Consider the following 20,378-nt stretch of genomic DNA (forward strand, 5'->3'; position numbering starts at 1 on the left):
GTTTGATGATTAAAAACTTACGTTTACTCCAAAGGTGAAGGTGCGGGATAACGGATAGATGCCGCGGTCCACACCCATATCTAGGTTACGGTAGTCACTGGAGTAACTTTGCAATCCCACTTCCGGATCGATACCGTCGTATCCTGTGATCGTGAATAAGTTGGTTGCTTGCGCATAGATATACAAGCTATTGAACTTAATCTTGGATAGGATGGACTGAGGTACGGAATAACCGATTTTCATGTTCTTTAAGCGAACGAAAGAAGCGTCTTGCACATAGTAAGACGAGGGCCGGATGTTATTGTTCGGATCGTCCATGGTGACACGGGGTATGTCCGTATTCGTGTTGGTTGGTGTCCATGCATTAACGACACGGCTGTTTTTGTTGTATTGCGATTGATTGTAGAAATCACCCACATAACGGGTCAAGTCGTATACATCGTTTCCGAACATTCCCTGAAAGAATAGACTGAGGTCAAAATTATGGAAGTTGACTCCTAATGTAAGGCCTGCTGTGACATCGGGGAGCGGGTTACCGATATAGTCACGGTCGTTACCGTCTATTACGCCATCTCCGTTTACGTCTACGAACTTGATATCACCCGGTTTTGCGTTAGGTTGGAGTAGTTCGCCTTTATTATTGGTATATGATTTGATCTCCGCCTCGCTCTGGAATAAACCGTCTTCTTTATAAGCGTAGAAAGAGCCGATTGGTTGACCGATGGCGGAACGAGAAACCTCTTGATCGAAGTTGAGGGAGTGAATCACACTGGTAGGCAGTCCGATATAGGAGACATCACCGTCTAATTCCGTCATCTTGTTCTTGATAGCGGACATATTGAAGGCGACATTGAACCCGAAATCTTTATTGATGCTCTTATTGTAGCTGACCTCAGCTTCGAAACCCCGGTTACGCATTTTCCCGACATTGTCCCATACCGTTTGGTTTGTACCCCCCACGGTACCGATCAAGGGACGCTCCCATAATAAGTCCTTGGTATCTTTGTTAAACCAATCCAGCACAACGGTTAGGCTGTTATCTAGGAAGCCTAGATCCAGCCCGACATTAGTTTGCGTGGTGGTCTCCCATTTCAAGTTTGCGTTACCGTAACGGGTTTGGGTGTATCCGGTTGTCACGGAACTTTGGCTACCGTCGATCGGATAGTTGGAGTGGTTCGGATTACTCATGTAAGAATCGATCGTGGAATAAGCCGGGATATCAGAGTTGCCGTTTTGTCCCCAACCTATGCGGACTTTCATGTTGCTGATAGCCGGAATATCATAAAACGGTTCGCTACTGATACGCCAGCCTGCGGAGACAGCCGGGAAATTACCCCATTTATTGTTACCAAGTTTAGAAGATCCGTCACGTCGGAACGTGGCTGCGAATAAGTAGCGGTTGTCGAAATTATAATCAATTTTACCGAAATAAGACATCATCTTGGAAGTAAAGGCAGAACCTGCGTTCTTCTGGGAGCCGCTATCGCCCGCATCGAGGAAATGGAAGTTATCGTCATCCGAGGCAAAGCCTTCACGGGAGGCGGAGAAGTATTCCTCTTGATAACGGTTTGTCTCGATACCTAATAAGGCTCCGATCGTATGTTTATCGAATGTCCGTAAATAGTTTAACGTGTTCGTGAATACCCAATTGAAGTTCCAACGGTTTTGCGTGCTCAACGTACTCAAGGGCTGCTGGGTGTTCAATTCGTTGTATTTGGCCTTGAAGCTTCGTTTATACAGGTTTTTGTAATCCGCTCCGAAGTTGGTCTTGAAATAAAATCCCTCTAGGATATTCAGTTCGGCGAATAGATTACCGAATAGGCGGGTGGTACGATCTTTATTATCCTTATTACGGTATAATTCGCCTAACGGGTTGGAGATGTCGGCGATCGGGTTGCTGCCGAAATTCCCGTCCAGATCGTAAACAGGGGTAATGGATACGGTCTTATAGGCGTTGTATAACATACCTCCCAGTGCGGCGTTATTGGTGACCGAGGTTCCCCACGCATGTGATAATGTGGCGTTCTCACCGATTTTCAAACGATCGTTGAAGAGCTTGAACTCATTGTTGAAACGTCCGGATATACGTTCGAAACCAGTATATTTCATAAGACCGTCTTGGTTGAAATAGCCTAGGGAGAACAAGTGGCTGCTAACTTTATCTGCTTTCGCCAGAGAGAGGTTATAGGACTGGACCATGGCTTTTTGCATGATCTCGTCAACCCAATCCACGTCTCCCGAGGGAAGACGGTGATCTGCGTCAAGGAATTCCGGAATTACGGCGGTCTCGCCGGAGCCATACACGTCGCTTACTGGTGATTTCCCGTCGTTACGCTGTGCCTGCCATAATAAGTCGCCATATTCTTGGGCGTTTAGCATACGCATCTGTTTTGCCGAGGTTTGTACTCCCACGTAAGCGTCTAGGTTTACCCGGAAAGTACCTTCCTTCCCTTTTTTTGTACTGATGATAACCACGCCGTTTGCCGCACGTGCGCCATAGATGGAAGCGGAAGAAGCATCTTTCAATACCTGCATACTTTCGATATCATTCGGGTTGAGAAAATTGATGCCGCCCTCTACTGGTACGCCATCGATGATATAAAGCGGATCATTGTTACGGATCGTGCTGAAACCGCGTACACGTACCGCTACGCCTCCGCCGGGCATATTATCCGGGATTACGTTTACGCCGGACAATTTACCTTGCATCATTTGATCTACACTGGATACCGGGGTATCTTTCAGGTCGCCTACCTCCAGTACGGAAACAGCACCGGTAAGGTCTTTTTTCTTCTGTACACTATAACCTACCACGATAACCTCGTCTAGGTTCTGGGTGTCATCCTGCAATTGGATCGTGAGGGGAGAACCATTCCCGGCTGGAATCTCCTTGGTGTTATAACCGATATAAGTAACGACCAATATGCTTTGCTTGTTTTGCAGCGAGAGAGAAAATTTGCCGTCAAAATCGGTTACGGCTCCATTTGTAGTCCCTTTCTCAATCACGTTAGCCCCGATAATTGGTTCTCCGTTCGTATCGGTGACTACGCCACTTACCGTGAATGTCTGTTGGGTGATCGTCATTCGTCCAGTAACGTTTGGCAGATCCTCCGCTGGTGCCGCATTGATTGGCTGTAAGTATGCTACGCCTAGCAAAAGAGCGGGAATCGCCATCGTAAAGTAATTTCTGTTGTCCATCCTTTTGTCCTTAAAATATATTAGAATTAATCTATTTTTTCAGAACGCAAAGGACGTGTGATTGTATTACGATGATATGTCTATGTTATTAAAAATGTGTTCACGATTGTATTGCCTTTCAGTGATATGACGATTAGGCTACGATTACAAAAATGATGTCGGTTGTCTTTTGCGTATTGGTTAATGACGTTTTAGTACTAGTGAATAAAATGTAAGAATTATGAAAGTAACTCATTTTAAGAAAGTAAGCGAAACAAGTGGTGTGTGTGTCCTGTTAAGATTGTACTTATTTATAATCGAATAATTTATACTGTGCGTAGTCTTTACGAGACATTCAAGTAGCCTGTGAGGGCGAAAAAGCAGTAATATTAATACTAGTGTAATAAAATAAAGTTCATTCAGCCTGTTCTTCTGTGAAGAAAAACAGGCTGTGTTTTTATTGCTTGGCAGGATCTTCGTCTTTATTCCACTTATCTCGCATTCTCAGACGTTTGACTTGCAGATAGCGTAGAAGGATGATGATGACGAGCGTAGCGCCGATCATCAAGAAATATTCGGTATAATTATTCCCCGAATTGTTTCCCGGCCAGCCGATGATACTCATTACGATTAAGTAGACAAGTAAGGCAATTGTTGTGATGTTGATCTTCTTCATATTCGTTTTATTCTTAAAACAGGGCAAAGATATAAGATTGTTTCGGGCTTTAGGAGGTTAAAACGCATTTGTACTGTGCCCGATAATGTTCTGTTTGAATAATTAAGATATATAAACCTTGTGGGAGGGGAATCGGGAGGATAGGGTTCCCTGCCTGTACCGCTTGCGTAAATACCAATATGCCTGCCGGAGTAAGTAGTTTGACTTTACCGGGGGATGGAAGATTATTAATGAATAAAGTTTTGTTCTCTAGCTGATAGCTTAATTCCGGAAATGAAAAGGCTTGATTGGAAACAGGAGGATCTTGTCGGGCTTGAGGTTCCGATGTTGGGAAAGATATGGGTGCATTCGTTGATAATAATTTATAATTGGCTGGTTCGGATGTATTATATACAGATAGGCTGGTACTATTATTCGCTTTGACAAAGAAAGCGGAGAATGGAGGGATGGCGAAATCGCTACCGATCACGTAGGGTTGGTAGGTGGAGCCGTCATATATATAAATGTATCCGTCTAAGGCCGAGTTTGATTCTATTTGACTAAGAGATAAAGGAGCCGGCAGAGGATTACCGCATAGATACCAGCCGTTGTGATTCTGGTTCTGGCTTTGGTTGTTAATGCTTACCGGAATAGAGGCTTGACCGTTTTTTCCGAAATCTATAGGGATATCTTTTGCTTTCGAGGAGAAACGAAGGTTCTGACGATCGGCGGAAGCGTCAATAGCGATCAGGTACCCCTTGTTCTTCTTGAAGATGGGCTGGGATGTATTGATTATTGTTTGTGGTATGACTTCCCAGTTGTTGGAAGGGCTTTGTGAGTTGGCTCGCTTTTCTCCGTTATAGGTTTGTACGTAAAAGTAGTTACCGTTTGTATCGCTTTTGTCATCACCCAGTTGGAAATCCGGGTCTATGCCGGAAGCGAATACATCGAAGGGGAAGGAGATAAAATACCATTTGCCTTTTTGAGCGAAGGTCTTCTCGATTGTTATTTTGCCGGAGATGTTAATAGTTCCAGACGATCGCAAGGTGGAGGAAGACGCCAAGATACCATCATTAGGATAGATGGTAAGGTTATTTGCGGATAGATTTCCGGTTGGTAAAATATGGATATTTCCATTGCCAATAAAGATATCTTTACAGCTGATATTTGTATTTATGGAGATATTGCCGTTAATCAAGGCGTTGCGGTGACGGTAGGCGGGTAGGTGGCTCCAGCGATCCTCATGGTTCCAATCGCTGTTTCCGGTAAATAGGGAATAGGTAGGAATCATGCCGTGTGCGTAAACGCTGTCTACATAATAATAGCCGTTTTTGGTATTGGCGGCCGGTGTGGGGACGATAAGATCTAAGCCCGGAGGATTGTTTTTTATATCTGTGGTTTTGAAAGGATTGATGCCACTCTCTCCTATGGTTGGAACTAAGGAGGGATAACTTGTTTCCCCTTTTCGATAGGTTCTGGCTCTCATGCCTTCTCCTTCTACTAGAAGGATGCCCCCTTTCCGTATACTGATTTTTATATCTTGATGATTTGTTAACGTGAAATGCTCGAAAGCCACTTGCGTATTCATTGGCATTCGTAACCCGTAGTTTCCGTGGCTGTTAGGAATATCTTTCACGCCGGAGATATCTTCAATAAGGGCTTCACCTGTAATGGCATAATCCCAATTATCAGAAGCAAGTCCCTCAAATGTCTGCATCCGAAACGTATCCCGGATAGATATATTTGCGTTACTTTGCACAAAACTTTCCCATGTAGATGGATTTGAAACTTGTGACTGGATAAATTGTTGTACGAATAGGAATGCCGTACAAACGACAACGCATCTGGATAGATGCCAAATTCTCTTTTTCATAGCTAAGTTGATTTATATTTGTAAATATGTTCGCAAATATACGTAAATAATTGAAATAATATATCTTTGTGGCATGAAAGAATTTATCATATCTGAGGCACAGACCGAAAAGGCCGTTTTGGTGGGTTTGGTTACCCCCGAGCAAAATGAGCAAAAGGTTAAGGAATATCTGGACGAATTGGCTTTCTTGGCCGATACGGCAGGGGTGGATGCGGTAAAGCGTTTTACCCAGAAAATGGATTACCCGAATTCCGTCACTTTTGTCGGGACCGGTAAATTGCAGGAAATTAAGGAGTATGTGGTAGAGAATGAGATCGGCTTGGTGATCTTTGATGATGAGCTGAGTCCGAAGCAACTCCGTAATATTGAGAAAGAATTGCAGGTGAAAATCTTGGATCGTACGAGCTTGATCTTGGATATCTTCGCTAGCCGTGCACAGACCGCCCATGCGAAGACACAGGTGGAGCTTGCACAATATAAATATATGTTACCCCGCTTGACTCGTCTGTGGACACACTTGGAGCGTCAGCGAGGCGGCGTAGGTATGCGTGGTCCGGGTGAGACACAGTTGGAGACTGATAAACGTATTATCTTGGATAAGATCGCACGATTGAAGAAAGAGCTGGTGGATATTGACAAGCAAAAAAGCGTACAACGGAAAAACCGGGGTAAGATGGTACGTGTAGCGTTAGTCGGATATACGAACGTAGGTAAATCTACCTTGATGAACTTATTGAGCAAGAGTGAGGTCTTTGCCGAGAATAAGTTGTTCGCTACGTTAGATACGACCGTACGCAAGGTCATTATCGAGAACTTGCCGTTCTTGCTGTCTGATACGGTCGGATTTATCCGCAAGTTACCGACCGAGCTGGTGGAATCTTTTAAATCTACCTTGGATGAGGTACGGGAGGCGGATTTGCTGGTACATATCGTGGATATCTCACACCCGACTTTTGAGGAGCAAATAGAGGTCGTGAACCGTACGTTGGCGGAGATCGATAAGACCGAGAAACCGATGATCATGGTTTTCAATAAGGTGGACGCATTTACCTTTGTCCCGAAAGAGGAAGATGATTTGACCCCTCGTGGTCGTGAGAATATCGATCTGGATGAACTGAAACGTACGTGGATGGGAAAATTGCAAGATAATTGCATCTTTATCTCCGCCAAGGAACGTACGAATATAGAGGCGTTGAAAGAGATGTTGTATGAACGGGTCAAACAAATCCATATCACCCGTTTCCCCTACAATGACTTCCTCTTTCAGCAATATGATGAAGAGTAGAGTCTTACAAAATTAGTACCAATGAATCATTTGAGAAATTTGCGGCCGGATGAGATCGCCACCTTGCGATCTCAGGCTTGCCGGGCCGATGATTGGAATCAAGTTTGGGTTCCAGAAGTGTTTGATATTGAATATGTGAACCACGTACGTTTTTCAGGAGTGGTTAAGTTAGGAGCCTTTCGTAAGATTTTTACCCTGCCGGGAGGATTGGTAAAGCATAGCGGGCTTCGTCATGTTACCCTACATAATTGCACGTTGGGGGATAACGTGTTGATTGAGAACGTACAGAATTATATCGCTAATTACCGGATCGGTGATGACTGCTTTATCCAGAATATAAATGTTATGTTGGTGGAAGGCAAGGCTACGTTCGGGAATAATGTCGAGGTGTCGGTCTTGAATGAGACCGGCGGGCGTGAGGTTCCGATTTACGATGGCCTGTCGGCTTCATTGGCTTATATTATAGCATTGTACCGTCATCGTCCGGCCTTGATCGAACGCTTGCGGGATATGATTACCGCTTATACGGAGGGTATTGCCTCTACGGAGGGAACGGTTGGCGATAAGGTCAAGATTGTCAATACCGGTACGATCCGTAACGTGAAGATTGGTGATTACGCGACCATAGAGAATAGCGCACGTCTGGAAAATGGTTCCGTAAATAGTAAGAAGGAGGCCCCGGTATTTATCGGGGATAGCGTGATCGCGCAAGATTTCATTGTCTCTTCGGGAGCCAAGATCGCGGATGCCGCTAAGATTATCCGTTGCTTTATCGGACAGGCTTGCCAAGTGACGCATAACTTCTCGGCCCATGATTCCTTGTTGTTCAGCAACTGCGCTTTCGAGAATGGGGAGGCTTGCGCTATTTTCGCCGGTCCGTTTACAGTGTCTATGCATAAGAGTAGTTTGCTGATAGCGGGAATGTATTCGTTTTTGAATGCGGGAAGTGGCTCCAACCAGAGTAATCATATGTATAAGCTGGGACCGATCCATCAAGGGATCGTGGAACGTGGTTCCAAGACGACCAGCGACTCGTATATTCTTTGGCCGGCTCGTATTGGCGCTTTCTCTTTGGTAATGGGCCGCCATCATCATCATAGCGATACTTCCGATATTCCATTCTCCTATTTAATAGAGAAGGATGATGAGACTTACTTAGTTCCGGGAATTAATCTTCGCAGCGTAGGTACGATCCGTGATGCCCAGAAATGGCCGAAACGTGATAAACGTACGGACCCGGATCGCTTGGATATGATTAACTATAATCTATTGAGTCCCTATACGATCCAGAAGATGCTGAAAGCGGTGGATATCTTGAAAAACCTGCAGGCATTGGTTGGAGAGACTTCCGAGATTTATTATTATCAGAATACTCGTATAAAAGGTTCCTCCCTCCGGAATGCGTTGAACTTTTATGGGATGGCAATTAATAAGTTCTTTGGTAACTCGTTAATCAAGCGTTTGGAAGGTACGACCTATTGTTCTATGGAAGAGGTCTGGGAGCAATTGCGTCCTACGGAATCCAAAGGCTCCGGAGAATGGTTGGACTTGGCGGGCTTGATCCTCCCGAGGGAACCGCTAGAAGCCTTGTTGCAAGATATCGAACAGGGGGAAATCGCTTCCTTAGAGGATGTGGAATGCTTTTTCCGTTTGGTTCACGGACGTTATTATTCCTTGGAATGGACATGGGCGTACGAGATGATCGAACGTTATTATGGGGTGGATCTCCGTTCGATTTCCGCCGCAGAGATTATTGATCTGGTTCGTCGTTGGCAAGAATGTGTGATCCGCTTGGATGAGATGCTTTATGAGGATGCCCGTAAGGAATTCTCCTTGACTTCTATGATTGGTTTCGGTGTGGATGGTTCCAGCAAAGAAAAACAACAGGATTTCGAGGGTGTTCGAGGAGATTTCATGAATAATCCGTTTGTTACCGCCGTGCAGGAACATATCGTGAATAAACGGGCGCTTGGGGATGAACTGATCGAGAGGTTGAAACCTTTAGTATAAAGCCTATGAAACCATTATTTCAAGAACTGCCATTCCCGATAGATAGTCACATTCATTTCTATGTGGAGGATCTACCGCATTTTCAAGCGTCAGATTTTTGAACCTAATTTAATTCGTCTTCCGGAGATGAATAATATCGCGTTCCCGTAGAGGGATTAAGTTTGTGGGTTCTGTTTGGGGTGAATTAGAAGTATTTGAGAGTCTTACGTTTAAGAGCCCTCTCTCCACGGATATGGCTTTTTGGGGCGAAAGAAATTGGTTCCCTGTTAGCTATTTGTGTTATATGGTCAAGACTGAGAAATCGAGGGTGGAGCAAACGATGAATCGTGGCGTGAAGCTTCTTTGGGAGAATACGTTGAGTTATAAACGTTCGATCGATAAACATAATTTCGCCGTTTTACTGGGAACCTCTATGGAACGGTATGATAGTAAAAAGGTAAAGGGAACGGCCTTGAACTTATGGGCGGAAGATGATCATAAAGCGTGGATTGATTTCACCAATAGCGCCTCTCCCGGCGATCAGCATTCGGAAGGTGGTGCGACAGAGCATCGGATGGCCATTTGGTGCAGAATCCTCATTTCTAAGAATTGAGTAGTCTTTATATTTGTCCACATCCATGTTTTTTGTTTTTGGGTAAATAGTTTAAACCGATACAATATGAGGTTAAAATAGAGTTATAACGGCACAAGAATACCCTTTTGCGACCGCTTACGATTCCGTTCGTTGGCTATTCACTTACGGATCCAAAAGGAAGGACATTTCTTTTTAGATGGGATAAGCTTGTATTCCGGATCTTTTTATGTACATTTGAAGCCACCCAATAGTGGGGTAACTAAAACATGATATGACTATGGAAAAGAAAACAGAAAAAGAGGAGAAGTATATGAAGGAATTACAAGATCGATATATCCGTTTCGACTGGGCCATCAAACGCCTACTCCGGCAAAAAGCGAATTTCGGAGTGCTAGAAGGCTTTCTTACCGTGTTCTTGGGCGAGCAGATCAAGATTGAGGAGATATTGGAGAGTGAGGGGAACCAGCAGGACGCTGATGATAAATTCAATCGGGTGGATATCAAGGCTAAGAACACAAAGGGAGATATCATCCTTATCGAGATCCAGAATACCCGCGAGCTTTATTATTTGGAACGTGTGCTCTATGGCGTGGCGAAGGCCGTCACCGAGCATCTTCATTTGGGGCAGGACTATTCCGAGGTGAAAAAGATCTATTCTATCAGTATCCTTTATTTTGATATAGGCGTAGGAACCGATTATCTGTATCACGGGCAGAACCAATTTGTCGGCGTGCATACCCATGATCATTTACAGGTAAATACCAAGGAGAGGGGTGCGATCGTCAAGCGTCTTCCTTCGGAGATCTTTCCGGAGTATATATTGGTTCGGGTGAATGAGTTTGATAAGGAGGCCGTGACCCCCTTGGAGGAATGGGTGCGATACTTGAAAGACGGGATCATAACTTCCGAAACGACAGCCCCCGGCTTGGAAGAGGCACGAGAGAAATTACGCTATTACTCAATGTCTCCCGAGGAACGTTATGCTTATGACGAACATCTGAATGCGATTATGATCCAGAATGACGTGTTGAGCACTGCTAAGTTTGAAGGACGGGAAGAAGGCCGTGCGGAAGAACGTCTAGAAACAGCTCGGCGTATGCGGTCTGATGGGCTTTCGATGGAAATGGTCGTGTGTTATACTGGTTTGTCAGAGGAGGAAATAAATAATTTATGATATCCTTGGGGCTTTGCTAGCGGAGCAGGATCGGTTCTTTTAAGTTCTTGGCCTGCTCCTCGGATGATGTTCCAGTATCTCTTTGCGAAGGAATTCCCGGTCGATATGTGTATATATCTCGGTGGTGGTGATTTTCTCATGCCCCAGCATCTCTTGGATAGCGCGTAAGTTGGCGCCGCCTTCCAGCAAGTGGGTGGCGAAAGAATGACGGAAGGTATGGGGACTTACGTTTTTATGGATACCGGCGGCCTCCGTCTGTTGCTTGATGATATGAAATACCATGATACGGGAGAGGGCCGTTCCTCGCCGGCTTAGAAATAAAATATCCTCGAAGCCTTTTTTAACCACGACCGAATTCCGGTCATACAGATAGTTTTTAATTTCCCGCAAAGCAACTTCGGAGATAGGAACAAGCCGTTGTTTGCTTCCTTTACCCTCTACCCGGATGAAACCTTCCTTGGGATATATATCCGAATAACGCAGGCCAGTAAGCTCCGATACGCGCAGTCCGCAACTATATAAAACCTCCAGCATCGCACGGTTCCGCTGTCCCTCGGGAAGCGTGAGGTCTATCGTGTCGAGAATGCTATTTATCTCGTTGACGGTTAATACTTCCGGCAGCTTCAATCCGATCTTGGGAGACTCTAACAATTCGGTCGGATCATTTGTTATATAATTGTCAAGCAATAAGAAACGATAGAACGATTTGATACCCGAGATGATGCGTGCTTGCGATCGGGGATGGATGCCGATGTCACGTAATTGGGCGATGAACTGTTGCAAGTCGTCGTAGCTGATCTCCTTAACGTCCTTTTTCTCATCCTCTGCGAAACGTAGCAATTTGTCAAGATCTGTCAAATAGGCGTCGATGGAGTTGGCTGAGAGCGATTTTTCTAATCGTAAATAGGTGTTATATCGGTTTATTATATCTTTTCCTTGTCGCATTGTCGGTATGTCGTTATGAATGTGTCAAATAAAATCCTTACCTTTGCCGGATAATTCCGGCCTCAACGGGCGGTACAAAGGTAATAAACTTACAATTAAGAATGAAGAAGATTCAGATCATCAATGGCCCTAATTTGAATCTGTTGGGCAAGCGAGAACCGACAGTATACGGAAATGCCTCGTTCGAGGACTATTTGAGCGAGTTACGTGCCCGCTTTCCTCAGTGTGAGATATCTTATTATCAAAGTAATGTGGAAGGAGAGATAATTAACAAGATCCATGAGGTGGGTTTTGAATATGACGGTATCGTGTTGAACGCCGGCGCTTATACGCATACTTCCATTGCGTTGCACGATGCTATCAAGGCGGTTACTACGCCAGTCGTGGAAGTGCATATCTCGAATGTGCATGCCCGTGAATCGTTTCGTCATGTGTCGATGATATCGGCGGCATGCAGGGGAGTGATTCTTGGGTTTGGGCTGGATTCGTATCGGTTGGCGATCGAATCGTTTATGTGATAGAAGGTTTAGAAGGTTATCAAATAGAATTAATAATTAGGTTATAATAATTTAAGGTATATGTTAAAGCATACGAAGATTGTTGCTACAGTTTCCGACCAGCGCTGCGACGTTGCGTTCGTTGAGGCGTTATATAAAGCGGGAATGAATGTGGTGCGCCTGAATACGGCTCACATGATGGAAGAGGGGTTGACCCGTGTGGTAAATAACGTCCGTACAGTATCCGACCGTATCGGTATCTTGATGGATACAAAGGGGCCGGAAGTACGTACCACGACGACGGTAAACAAGGAACCGATCCCTTTCAAGACTGGAGAGATCGTGAAGGTAATCGGTAATCCCGATCAGGAAACTTCGCATGATTGTATTTGTGTGTCATATAAGAATTTCGTGAACGACTTGGCGATTGGCAGCGACATCCTTATCGATGATGGTGATCTGGAAATGAAGGTTACCGGGAAATCCGGCGATTGTTTGCTTTGCGAGATCCAGAATGACGCTACGCTAGGTAGCCGCAAGAGCGTGAATGTGCCGGGCGTACGTATCAATTTGCCTTCGTTGACTGAGAAAGACCGTAATAATATCCTTTGGGCGATCGATCATGATCTCGATTTTATCGCTCACTCATTTGTTCGCAACAAACAGGACGTATTGGATATCCAACGTATCTTGGACGAGCGTAACAGCCCTATCAAGATTATCGCTAAGATCGAGAATCAAGAGGGTGTAGACAATATCGAGGAGATTTTGGAAGTGGCTTATGGCGTTATGATCGCTCGTGGTGACTTGGGTATCGAGGTTCCGGCCGAGAAGATCCCGGGTATCCAGCGTATGCTGATCCGTAAATGCGTGGAGGTGAAGAAGCCGGTTATCGTGGCTACGCAAATGCTTCATTCCATGATTAATAATCCTCGTCCTACTCGTGCCGAGGTTACGGATATCGCCAACGCTATTTATTATCGTACGGATGCTTTGATGTTAAGCGGTGAGACGGCTTATGGAAAATATCCGATCGAGGCGGTACAGACCATGACGAAAGTGGCTCGTGAAGCCGAGAAGACCAAGCTTTCCGCGAATGATATCCGTGTGCCGATCGAGGGGAATGATTTAGACGTGACTTCTTTCTTGGCGAAACAAGCCGTTAAGTCTTCTTCTAAATTACATGTGAAGGCGATTATCACGGATAGTTATACGGGTCGTACGGCACGTTATCTGGCCGCTTTCCGCGGAACCTCTACTGTGTTCGCTATATGCTATAATCCTCGTGTGATGCGTATGTTGGGTCTTTCTTATGGGGTATGGGCGGTTCATCAGCCGTACAACGACAGTCGTAGGGGATATTTCTATGATGCGTTGAACCAGCTGATCCATAGCGGACGTATCACTCGCAACGATATGGTAGCGTATTTGAGCGGTAGCTTCGGCGAAGGTGGCGGTACCAGCTTTTTGGAGATTAACAACGTAGGAAAGGTGCTGGATGCCGGCACGCAATATCAGTTGCCTACTTTTAAAGAGTAAGAGGAATGTTTACGGGCGAGATTGATGCGTATATTCTTTCTCATATAGATGAAGAAGGGGATTTGCTGTCGGCGCTGAATCGCGACGCCAATGTGAACCTTCTCCGTCCGCGTATGCTATCCGGGCATTTGCAGGGTAGGATATTGAAGATGTTTTGCCGGATGATTCGTCCGAGAAGAGTCTTGGAGATCGGGACTTATACGTCTTATGCCACTTTGTGTATGGCGGAAGGCATGGAAGAGGGGGCGTTGATCCATACGATTGAGATCAATGACGAGATGGAGGATTTTATCATGAAATATCTTTCCCGCTCGCTACATAAGGACAAGATAAAAGTCCATTTTGGGGATGCGATGGAGATTATCCCCCGTTTGGATGAGACGTTCGATATGGTTTTTATCGATGCCGACAAACGCCTGTATTCCGAGTATTATGATTTGGTATTCCCGATGGTCCGTCCGGGCGGCTTGATTCTCGCGGATAATACGCTTTGGGACGGTAAAGTGGTAGAAGAAGTGCATCCTTCCGATAAACAAACGAAGGGAATACTGGTTTTTAATGAAAAGGTTAAGCAAGACGATCGGGTAGAGAAGGTGATCCTCCCTTTACGTGACGGCTTGACGATGATCTGGAAAAAGTAAATAATAAAGCGTATGGAAAGTACTAGATTACAAAAGATCGAACGCCTTCTTCAGAAGGAGTTGAGTGATATATTTCAGAAGCAGACGCAAGGAATGCATGGCGTATTGGTCTCTGTCAGCGTAGTTCGTGTAAGTCCGGATTTAAGTGTGGCGAGAGCTTATTTAAGCATTTTCCCGTCGGATAAATCGCAAGAGCTATTGGAGGCTATACGGAGCAATACGAAAGCGATCCGTTTTGATTTGGGGCAACGTATTCGTTTGCAGGTTCGTAAGATTCCTGAATTGAGCTTCTTTATAGACGATTCATTGGATTATATCGAGAATATCGACAATCTTTTGCATAAGTAATCAGAGGAGCCTTGAATCTTCCGTTCTATATAGCCCGGCGATATCTCTTTTCGAAGAAGTCGCACAATGCCATAAATATCATATCGATGGTATCGGTATGCGGGGTTGTTGTCGCCACGATCGCCTTAGTATGCGCCTTGTCGGTCTATAATGGTTTCAACGATTTGGTCTCTTCTCTGTTCAGCAATTTTGATCCGGAGTTGAAGATCATGCCTCGGAAAGGGAAGGTTTTCGACCCGACCTCGGAAGAGATACGTAAGGTGCGGGAATTGCCCGGCATTGTTTGTTTTAGTGAGGTATTGCAGGACAATGCCTTGGTCCGTTATCGAGATCGTCAGGGTGTAGCTACCTTGAAAGGTGTAGACGAGCAATATGAGAAACTGGCGCAGATCGATAGTATCTTGATCGATGGAAAGTTCCTTCTGAATGACGAGGTGGCGAATTACGCGAATATGGGGATCGGATTGGCTTTCTCGCTAGGAATAAACGCAGGCTTTGTCTCTCCGCTGGAGATCTACGCTCCGAAGCGGGAGGAGAAGGTGAACATGGCGAATCCGGCTTCTTCTTTCAATTTGGAATATGCTTATATCGGTGCTGTCTTTCGTACGGACCAACAGGTTTACGATGATTCATATATGATCGTGCCTTTGTCATTGGCCCGTTCTTTATTTAATTATGATAAAGAAGTGACAGCGGTGGAATTGAAGGTGAAAGATAGCGGGGATATCGCTCCGGTAAAGAAAGAGATTCAACGTATCCTAGGTGATCAATATATCGTGCAAGACCGTTTTGAGCAACAAGAGGCTTCTTTCAAGATGATGCAAGTCGAGAAATGGATGACCTTCTTGATCCTTACTTTTATATTGGCGATCGCCTTATTCAACGTGGTGGGTTCTTTATCCATGTTGATGATCGAGAAACAGGAGGATGTGAGCACACTGCGTAATATGGGGGCTGACGACAGTCTGATCCGTCGGATTTTCTTGTTTGAAGGCTGGATGATCTCCGGTTTTGGAGCTTTGATCGGAGTCTTGATCGGGGTTGTGCTTTGCTTGCTACAACAAGAGTTTGGCTTTATAAAACTAGGGGAAGCTGCCGGAGCGTTTATTATAGAGGCTTATCCGGTACGTGTAGTCCCGGTCGATATAATAACAGTCTTTGTGACGGTATTAACGATAGGCTTTTTAGCTGCGTGGTATCCTGTACGATATCTTGCTAAGAAGTTGAAAATTGAGAATTGAGAATGAATACCGCTTGCCGATAATTCTCAATTCTCAATTCTTAATTAGTTGTATTCTTTTCCGTATTTGATTTTAGCGTCGGCTACGAATTGTTTGATACGTTGTTCGTCATCCTTCTTACAAATCAATAATACGTTTCCAGACTCGGCCACGATGCAATCTTTTAGCCCTTGGATAACGGCTAGACGTTTCGGGTTATTTAATGCGATCACATTGCCGGAGCATTCGTATAGCATTGCCTCGTTATTTTTCAATACTGCGTTCTCATTTTCGTCTTTATTCGCTAGGTCGAACAAAGATCCCCAGCTACCGAGGTCAGCCCAACCGAAATCTACACATAGCATATATACGTTGTGCGCTTTCTCCATGATACCGTAGTCGATGGATATATTTAGGCAATAAGGGAAATTCTCTTGGATGAACGCTTTTTCTTCCGAGGTATTAAATTTATCCTTACCTAGATCGAAACGGCTGCTGATATCCGGGAGATATTTAGAGAACGCTTCCAAGATCGTATTCACGTTCCAGACGAACAAGCCAGAATTCCAGAAGAATTCTCCACTTTCCATAAATACCTTTGCCAACTCGAGGTCCGGTTTTTCAGTAAAGGTCTTCACCTTGGTGAAATCATCTACTACCGTATCACTGCTTTGGATATATCCGTATCCTGTTTCCGGGCGGCTAGGCTTGATGCCCAAAGTGACCAACGCACGGTTTCTCTTCACGAAATCCAACGCCTTTTGAACGTCCCTCAAGAAAACATCCTCTTTTAAGATCAGATGGTCGGAAGGGGCTACGACAATATTGGCTTCCGGATTGCATGCCTTAATATGATAAGCCGCATAAGCGATACAAGGAGCCGTATTGCGACGAGCCGGTTCCAAAAGTATTTGTTCTTCCGCTAATTCCGGCAACTGCTCCTTGATTAAGTCCGCATAAGATTCGTTGGTAACGATGTATATATTTTCAGTAGGGATGATTTTTGCGAAGCGATCAAATGTCATTTGCAGTAAAGACCGTCCGCTTCCAAAAAAATCAAGGAATTGCTTTGGGTAACTTTCTCTACTGAAAGGCCAGAAACGGCTACCGATCCCGCCTCCCATGATGACGCAATAATTATCTTTCATGATATTGGCTGTTATTATGATTATACGTTTACAAATGTAACGAAATAATCTTTCTATGCGAAACAATCCCATACATATTCCCACTGTGAAAAAAATATTTGAAAATTTTTACCCAAACGCTTGCGGGTTTAAAAAAAAGCTGTACCTTTGCAACGCATTTGAGAAACAAACCTACTACTAAAGCTAAAAGGTTAATCAAAAATGCCCAGATGGCGGAATTGGTAGACGCGCTGGTCTCAAACACCAGTGGATTCACTTCCATGCCGGTTCGATCCCGGCTCTGGGTACTGAAGTTGAAAAGCTTGATTGAGTAATCAGTCAAGCTTTTTTTGTATGTAATTATTCGGCAGGACTATCCACGGCTAGACAATTTTTGTATCTTTGCTCAACTCATGAATTTATAAACAACAAGGTGAAATATCCCATTAAAACAGAAAGATTAATCATACGGCTTGCTGAACCGGAAGATGCAGAAAGCATTTTTTCTTACCGTTCTGACTTTGCGGAAAATAAGTATCAGGGATGGTTTCCTGATTCAGTTGAAGAAGTCCGTGATTATATTAGCAATATGCCGGCGACAATGGATATTGCCAATATATGTTTTCAGTTTACCATTATTCTTGCAGATGAAAACAGGTTAATTGGTGATATGGGAATTAGCTTTACCAATCACAACAATATGCAGGCTGAACTTGGATGTACACTACATAAAGATTATCAGAAAAAAGGTTATGCTACAGAAGCATTGAAAGCAATAGTTGATTATCTTTTTGGAACGCTCGATAAACATCGGATTATAGCCTCAGTCGATCCGAGAAATACAGCTTCTATCCAGTTAATAGAGCGATTGGGGTTCAGAAAGGAAGCTCACTTTAAGGAGAGCTATTATTTGCGTGGGGATTGGGTAGATGATATAATTTATGCGCAGCTTAAAACCGAATGGGGTAATAATGATAAATATAGCAAAGAAGAGATAATGATAGACCCCCGAATTATTGCCTTGCAATTTAATGAATGTATCAGTAGGGCTGACATAAACGCACTATCCCATCCGGACACGAAAGAGAATAGAAATAAGTTTGGTATATAAACATGAAACAATGAATATTGGAGAATATAAATGAATATAGGTTACAAGGTTGGTGAGTTGATTTATGATGCAAATATATATGATGGATTAAATACCTTTCTATCTGATTTGCAATTCTACAAAAAGTGGCTACCGAAAAATAAGGAGGCTGAAATACTTGAACTGTGCTGTGGTACAGGCAGACTTACGATCCCCATTGCCAAAGATGGATACAACGAAAATTCGGAAAAACAGATATATGTTTTAACCCTTAATGATAATAAGGTATTATACGAAAAGATACAAAACCAAAGATGAAAATGGACTTTAAAATCAGAATAGCGCAACAATCTGATAGTGCTGAACTGAGAGATTTGTATAAGAATACCGTGCTTGTAGTAAACAGGCGTGATTATTCACAGGATGAAGTTGAAGATTGGGCATCATGCGGAGATGATCTTTCCAATATAGAGGAAATGATAAAGACTCACTATTTTATTGTGGCTGTTAATCAACTGTCTCAGATTGTAGGTTTTTCATCCATTACGCCGCAAGGCTATCTGTACTCTATGTTCATTCACGCAGACTTTCAAGGCAAAGGCATTGCAACTATGCTTTTGGAAGAAATAGAACGATATGCTATTACAAAAGGTATTATACAAATCACATCAGAAGTGAGTCTAACTGCTCGTCCATTCTTTGAGAAGCAAAAATACGTGGTGAAGAAGGAACAAAAACGACAGGCAAATAAATTGAATTTGACTAATTTTTGGATGGCAAAAACCTTATCTGTAATAAAACCATATCATGGTCGTATTCCTGCTTGTGGTGTGTTCTGTGGCGGTTGTCCAAGCTACACACGAGATGAAAAAATTTGTCAGGGAGCAGAGGAAAACAAAACCCGCTGTGAAAAATGTAGAACATTTTACCTGTGTTGCGTTGAGAAAGGAATAACACACTGCTACCAATGTCATCTATTTCCTTGTACTAAGTTCAAAGGTTTTACAAAACGTTGGTTAAAGTATGGACAAGACTTTATTGAAAATCAGAAATTTTTAAAGCAGGTGGGTGAAATGGAATTTTTGAGGTTTTATAATGAAAAGGTTACAGATTAAGTTTAGTCCATTTCTCTTGTATATCTAAAATGAACTAAACCTTTGTTTTTATTGAAAGTTGTTAGCCTATCTCCTTTGAAAGAAATCTCTTGAATTCTTCCTCACTGGGCAACTGGATTTTATACTTTTGTACAAAAATATTTGGGTCTAATCCTGCTGTGGCATAACGAACTAAAGTATCTCCTTTTTCAGTACAAAGCAAAATACCGATTGGTGGATTATCATCGGGCTGCATTACTTCTGCTTTGAAGTAGTTTAGATACATATTCAGTTGGGATGCATATTCATGGTGGAATTTGTCAATTTTTAAATCCACTATGACATGGCATTTCAATATGCGGTGATAGAAAACGAGGTCAGCAAAGAAGTAATCTTCATCTATCAGTATGCGTTTTTGGCGAGCTTCAAAGCAGAAGCCGTGTCCCATTTCCAGAAGGAACTTTTGTAAATTATCAAGGATGGCTTGCTCTAAATCATTCTCTGTAACTAATGCCCGTTCATTTAACCCTAAGAACTCTAAGGTCAAGGGAGTATTTATTACATCCGCAGGCTGTAGTTGTGTGGTTTGTTGTTGTACTAATGCTGAAAGTGCTTCTTTGTTTTTGGATAGTCCGCTACGCTCATAATATAATGAGTTGATTTGACGTTCCAGTTCTCTAAAAGACCAGCATCCCCTAATTGCTTCGAATTCATAAAAAGCACGTTTAGTCGGATTGTCTAATTGAGATATACTTTTTAAATGAGAATAGGGTAACTTGTTAAAGACCTTTTTAGGTGATAGCGTCAATGCATTGTTTTGTCTATCAGTTAGTTGCAATTTGGCGGATGGTGTGTGCCGAATTGGTGCAATGAATTCGGCAGACGGTGTGTGCCGAATTTTCGAACCTGACATAACGTAGTGAAGAACCTCATCTTTCAACTGTGGATACACAAGATATAAACGTCTGAAATCCCGGAATCTACGTTCGTTAAGCCCTTTGGTATTCAGTCGTTTTTCCAGCTTCTTCAAGAGTTGCTCACCATAGGCTGCACGGTCTTCTCCGTTTTGTTCAAATTCCACGATATAACAGCCCATAAGCCAGTTACGGGAAGTTAGTGCAAGGTTTAC

General features: G+C 43.6%; 17 protein-coding genes, 1 tRNA gene and 1 pseudogene. 13 read left to right on the top strand and 6 right to left on the bottom strand.

What is annotated here, in order from left to right; translation table 11 throughout:
• Positions 1–9: 9 nt before the first annotated feature.
• The 3 genes from CI960_RS22465 to CI960_RS22475 form a co-directional block, all read right to left on the bottom strand.
• Positions 10–3,198, bottom strand: a complete 3,189-nt coding sequence (locus CI960_RS22465; protein WP_005859904.1) for a TonB-dependent receptor — start codon at positions 3,196–3,198, stop codon at positions 10–12.
• 436 nt (positions 3,199–3,634) lie between these two features.
• The gene (locus CI960_RS22470; RefSeq protein ID WP_005859902.1) at positions 3,635–3,853 is read right to left on the bottom strand and encodes a hypothetical protein; all 219 of its coding nucleotides are present in this window, start codon (positions 3,851–3,853) and stop codon (positions 3,635–3,637) included.
• 49 nt (positions 3,854–3,902) lie between these two features.
• On the bottom strand, positions 3,903–5,705 hold the full coding sequence (locus tag CI960_RS22475) for a T9SS type A sorting domain-containing protein (protein WP_005859900.1): 1,803 nt from the start codon (positions 5,703–5,705) through the stop codon (positions 3,903–3,905).
• 73 nt (positions 5,706–5,778) lie between these two features.
• On the opposite strand from CI960_RS22475, the gene hflX reads away from it, so the two are divergent.
• The 4 genes from hflX to CI960_RS22495 all read left to right on the top strand — a co-directional run bounded on the left by hflX (position 5,779) and on the right by CI960_RS22495 (position 10,748).
• On the top strand, positions 5,779–6,990 hold the full coding sequence (gene hflX / locus CI960_RS22480; RefSeq protein ID WP_005859898.1) for a GTPase HflX: 1,212 nt from the start codon (positions 5,779–5,781) through the stop codon (positions 6,988–6,990).
• A gap of 21 nt (positions 6,991–7,011) precedes the next feature.
• Entirely contained in the window at positions 7,012–9,000 is a 1,989-nt protein-coding gene (locus CI960_RS22485; protein ID WP_005859896.1) for a DUF4954 family protein, read from the top strand.
• Positions 9,001–9,163: 163 nt separating this feature from the next.
• Complete coding sequence (locus CI960_RS22490; protein ID WP_005859894.1) at positions 9,164–9,592, top strand: hypothetical protein; 429 nt, start codon at positions 9,164–9,166, stop codon at positions 9,590–9,592.
• Between the two features lie 259 nt (positions 9,593–9,851).
• Positions 9,852–10,748, top strand: a complete 897-nt coding sequence (locus CI960_RS22495) for an Rpn family recombination-promoting nuclease/putative transposase (RefSeq protein ID WP_005859893.1) — start codon at positions 9,852–9,854, stop codon at positions 10,746–10,748.
• Positions 10,749–10,787: 39 nt separating this feature from the next.
• Here the strand turns inward: CI960_RS22495 and xerD are convergent, their stop codons facing one another.
• A complete protein-coding gene (gene xerD / locus CI960_RS22500) occupies positions 10,788–11,693 on the bottom strand; it encodes a site-specific tyrosine recombinase XerD (protein WP_005859891.1) in 906 nt (301 codons plus the stop codon).
• A 101-nt stretch (positions 11,694–11,794) separates the two neighbouring features.
• Here xerD and aroQ point away from each other — a divergent pair, with 101 nt between their 5' ends.
• Genes aroQ through CI960_RS22525 form a run of 5 tightly spaced genes read left to right on the top strand, consistent with a single transcriptional unit; the run spans position 11,795 to position 15,959 of the window.
• Complete coding sequence (aroQ, locus tag CI960_RS22505; RefSeq protein ID WP_005859889.1) at positions 11,795–12,211, top strand: type II 3-dehydroquinate dehydratase; 417 nt, start codon at positions 11,795–11,797, stop codon at positions 12,209–12,211.
• 60 nt (positions 12,212–12,271) lie between these two features.
• Entirely contained in the window at positions 12,272–13,729 is a 1,458-nt protein-coding gene (gene pyk / locus CI960_RS22510) for a pyruvate kinase (protein ID WP_005859887.1), read from the top strand.
• Positions 13,730–13,734: 5 nt separating this feature from the next.
• Entirely contained in the window at positions 13,735–14,370 is a 636-nt protein-coding gene (locus tag CI960_RS22515) for an O-methyltransferase (protein ID WP_005859885.1), read from the top strand.
• 12 nt (positions 14,371–14,382) lie between these two features.
• Entirely contained in the window at positions 14,383–14,718 is a 336-nt protein-coding gene (gene rbfA, locus CI960_RS22520) for a 30S ribosome-binding factor RbfA (RefSeq protein WP_005859883.1), read from the top strand.
• 11 nt (positions 14,719–14,729) lie between these two features.
• The gene (locus tag CI960_RS22525) at positions 14,730–15,959 is read left to right on the top strand and encodes an FtsX-like permease family protein (protein WP_008772970.1); all 1,230 of its coding nucleotides are present in this window, start codon (positions 14,730–14,732) and stop codon (positions 15,957–15,959) included.
• A gap of 44 nt (positions 15,960–16,003) precedes the next feature.
• Here CI960_RS22525 and CI960_RS22530 read toward each other — a convergent pair whose 3' ends face one another.
• Positions 16,004–17,086, bottom strand: a complete 1,083-nt coding sequence (locus CI960_RS22530) for a mannose-1-phosphate guanylyltransferase (protein WP_005859880.1) — start codon at positions 17,084–17,086, stop codon at positions 16,004–16,006.
• Positions 17,087–17,289: 203 nt separating this feature from the next.
• Here CI960_RS22530 and CI960_RS22535 point away from each other — a divergent pair.
• The 4 genes and pseudogenes from CI960_RS22535 to CI960_RS22550 all read left to right on the top strand — a co-directional run bounded on the left by CI960_RS22535 (position 17,290) and on the right by CI960_RS22550 (position 19,270).
• Positions 17,290–17,373, top strand: a tRNA-Leu gene (locus CI960_RS22535).
• Positions 17,374–17,498: 125 nt separating this feature from the next.
• Positions 17,499–18,176, top strand: a complete 678-nt coding sequence (locus CI960_RS22540) for a GNAT family N-acetyltransferase (RefSeq protein ID WP_036629099.1) — start codon at positions 17,499–17,501, stop codon at positions 18,174–18,176.
• 30 nt (positions 18,177–18,206) lie between these two features.
• Positions 18,207–18,392 (top strand): annotated as a pseudogene (locus tag CI960_RS22545) (methyltransferase); the annotation flags it as partial.
• A gap of 77 nt (positions 18,393–18,469) precedes the next feature.
• Positions 18,470–19,270: a GNAT family N-acetyltransferase gene (locus CI960_RS22550; protein ID WP_036629098.1), complete on the top strand. Its 801-nt coding sequence runs from the start codon at positions 18,470–18,472 to the stop codon at positions 19,268–19,270.
• 61 nt (positions 19,271–19,331) lie between these two features.
• On the opposite strand, the gene CI960_RS22555 is transcribed toward CI960_RS22550, so the two are convergent.
• Positions 19,332–20,345, bottom strand: a complete 1,014-nt coding sequence (locus CI960_RS22555) for a YhcG family protein (RefSeq protein ID WP_005859874.1) — start codon at positions 20,343–20,345, stop codon at positions 19,332–19,334.
• Positions 20,346–20,378 lie beyond the last annotated feature (33 nt).

Origin of the sequence: Parabacteroides sp. CT06 (assembly GCF_002257605.1) — a bacterium.
GTDB classification, from domain to species: domain Bacteria; phylum Bacteroidota; class Bacteroidia; order Bacteroidales; family Tannerellaceae; genus Parabacteroides; species Parabacteroides distasonis.

Bases quoted from the DNA above. Each gene is read 5' to 3' on its own strand.
- CI960_RS22530 (WP_005859880.1), bottom strand. From the start codon at position 17,086: ATGAAAGATAATTATTGCGTCATCATGGGAGGCGGGATCGGTAGCCGT.
- hflX (WP_005859898.1), top strand. From the start codon at position 5,779: ATGAAAGAATTTATCATATCTGAGGCACAGACCGAAAAGGCCGTTTTG.
- CI960_RS22515 (WP_005859885.1), top strand. From the start codon at position 13,735: ATGTTTACGGGCGAGATTGATGCGTATATTCTTTCTCATATAGATGAA.
- rbfA (WP_005859883.1), top strand. From the start codon at position 14,383: ATGGAAAGTACTAGATTACAAAAGATCGAACGCCTTCTTCAGAAGGAG.
- pyk (WP_005859887.1), top strand. From the start codon at position 12,272: ATGTTAAAGCATACGAAGATTGTTGCTACAGTTTCCGACCAGCGCTGC.
- CI960_RS22465 (WP_005859904.1), bottom strand. From the start codon at position 3,198: ATGGACAACAGAAATTACTTTACGATGGCGATTCCCGCTCTTTTGCTA.
- CI960_RS22475 (WP_005859900.1), bottom strand. From the start codon at position 5,705: ATGAAAAAGAGAATTTGGCATCTATCCAGATGCGTTGTCGTTTGTACG.
- xerD (WP_005859891.1), bottom strand. From the start codon at position 11,693: ATGCGACAAGGAAAAGATATAATAAACCGATATAACACCTATTTACGA.
- CI960_RS22495 (WP_005859893.1), top strand. From the start codon at position 9,852: ATGGAAAAGAAAACAGAAAAAGAGGAGAAGTATATGAAGGAATTACAA.
- CI960_RS22470 (WP_005859902.1), bottom strand. From the start codon at position 3,853: ATGAAGAAGATCAACATCACAACAATTGCCTTACTTGTCTACTTAATC.
- aroQ (WP_005859889.1), top strand. From the start codon at position 11,795: ATGAAGAAGATTCAGATCATCAATGGCCCTAATTTGAATCTGTTGGGC.
- CI960_RS22550 (WP_036629098.1), top strand. From the start codon at position 18,470: ATGAAAATGGACTTTAAAATCAGAATAGCGCAACAATCTGATAGTGCT.
- CI960_RS22485 (WP_005859896.1), top strand. From the start codon at position 7,012: ATGAATCATTTGAGAAATTTGCGGCCGGATGAGATCGCCACCTTGCGA.
- CI960_RS22555 (WP_005859874.1), bottom strand. From the start codon at position 20,345: ATGGGCTGTTATATCGTGGAATTTGAACAAAACGGAGAAGACCGTGCA.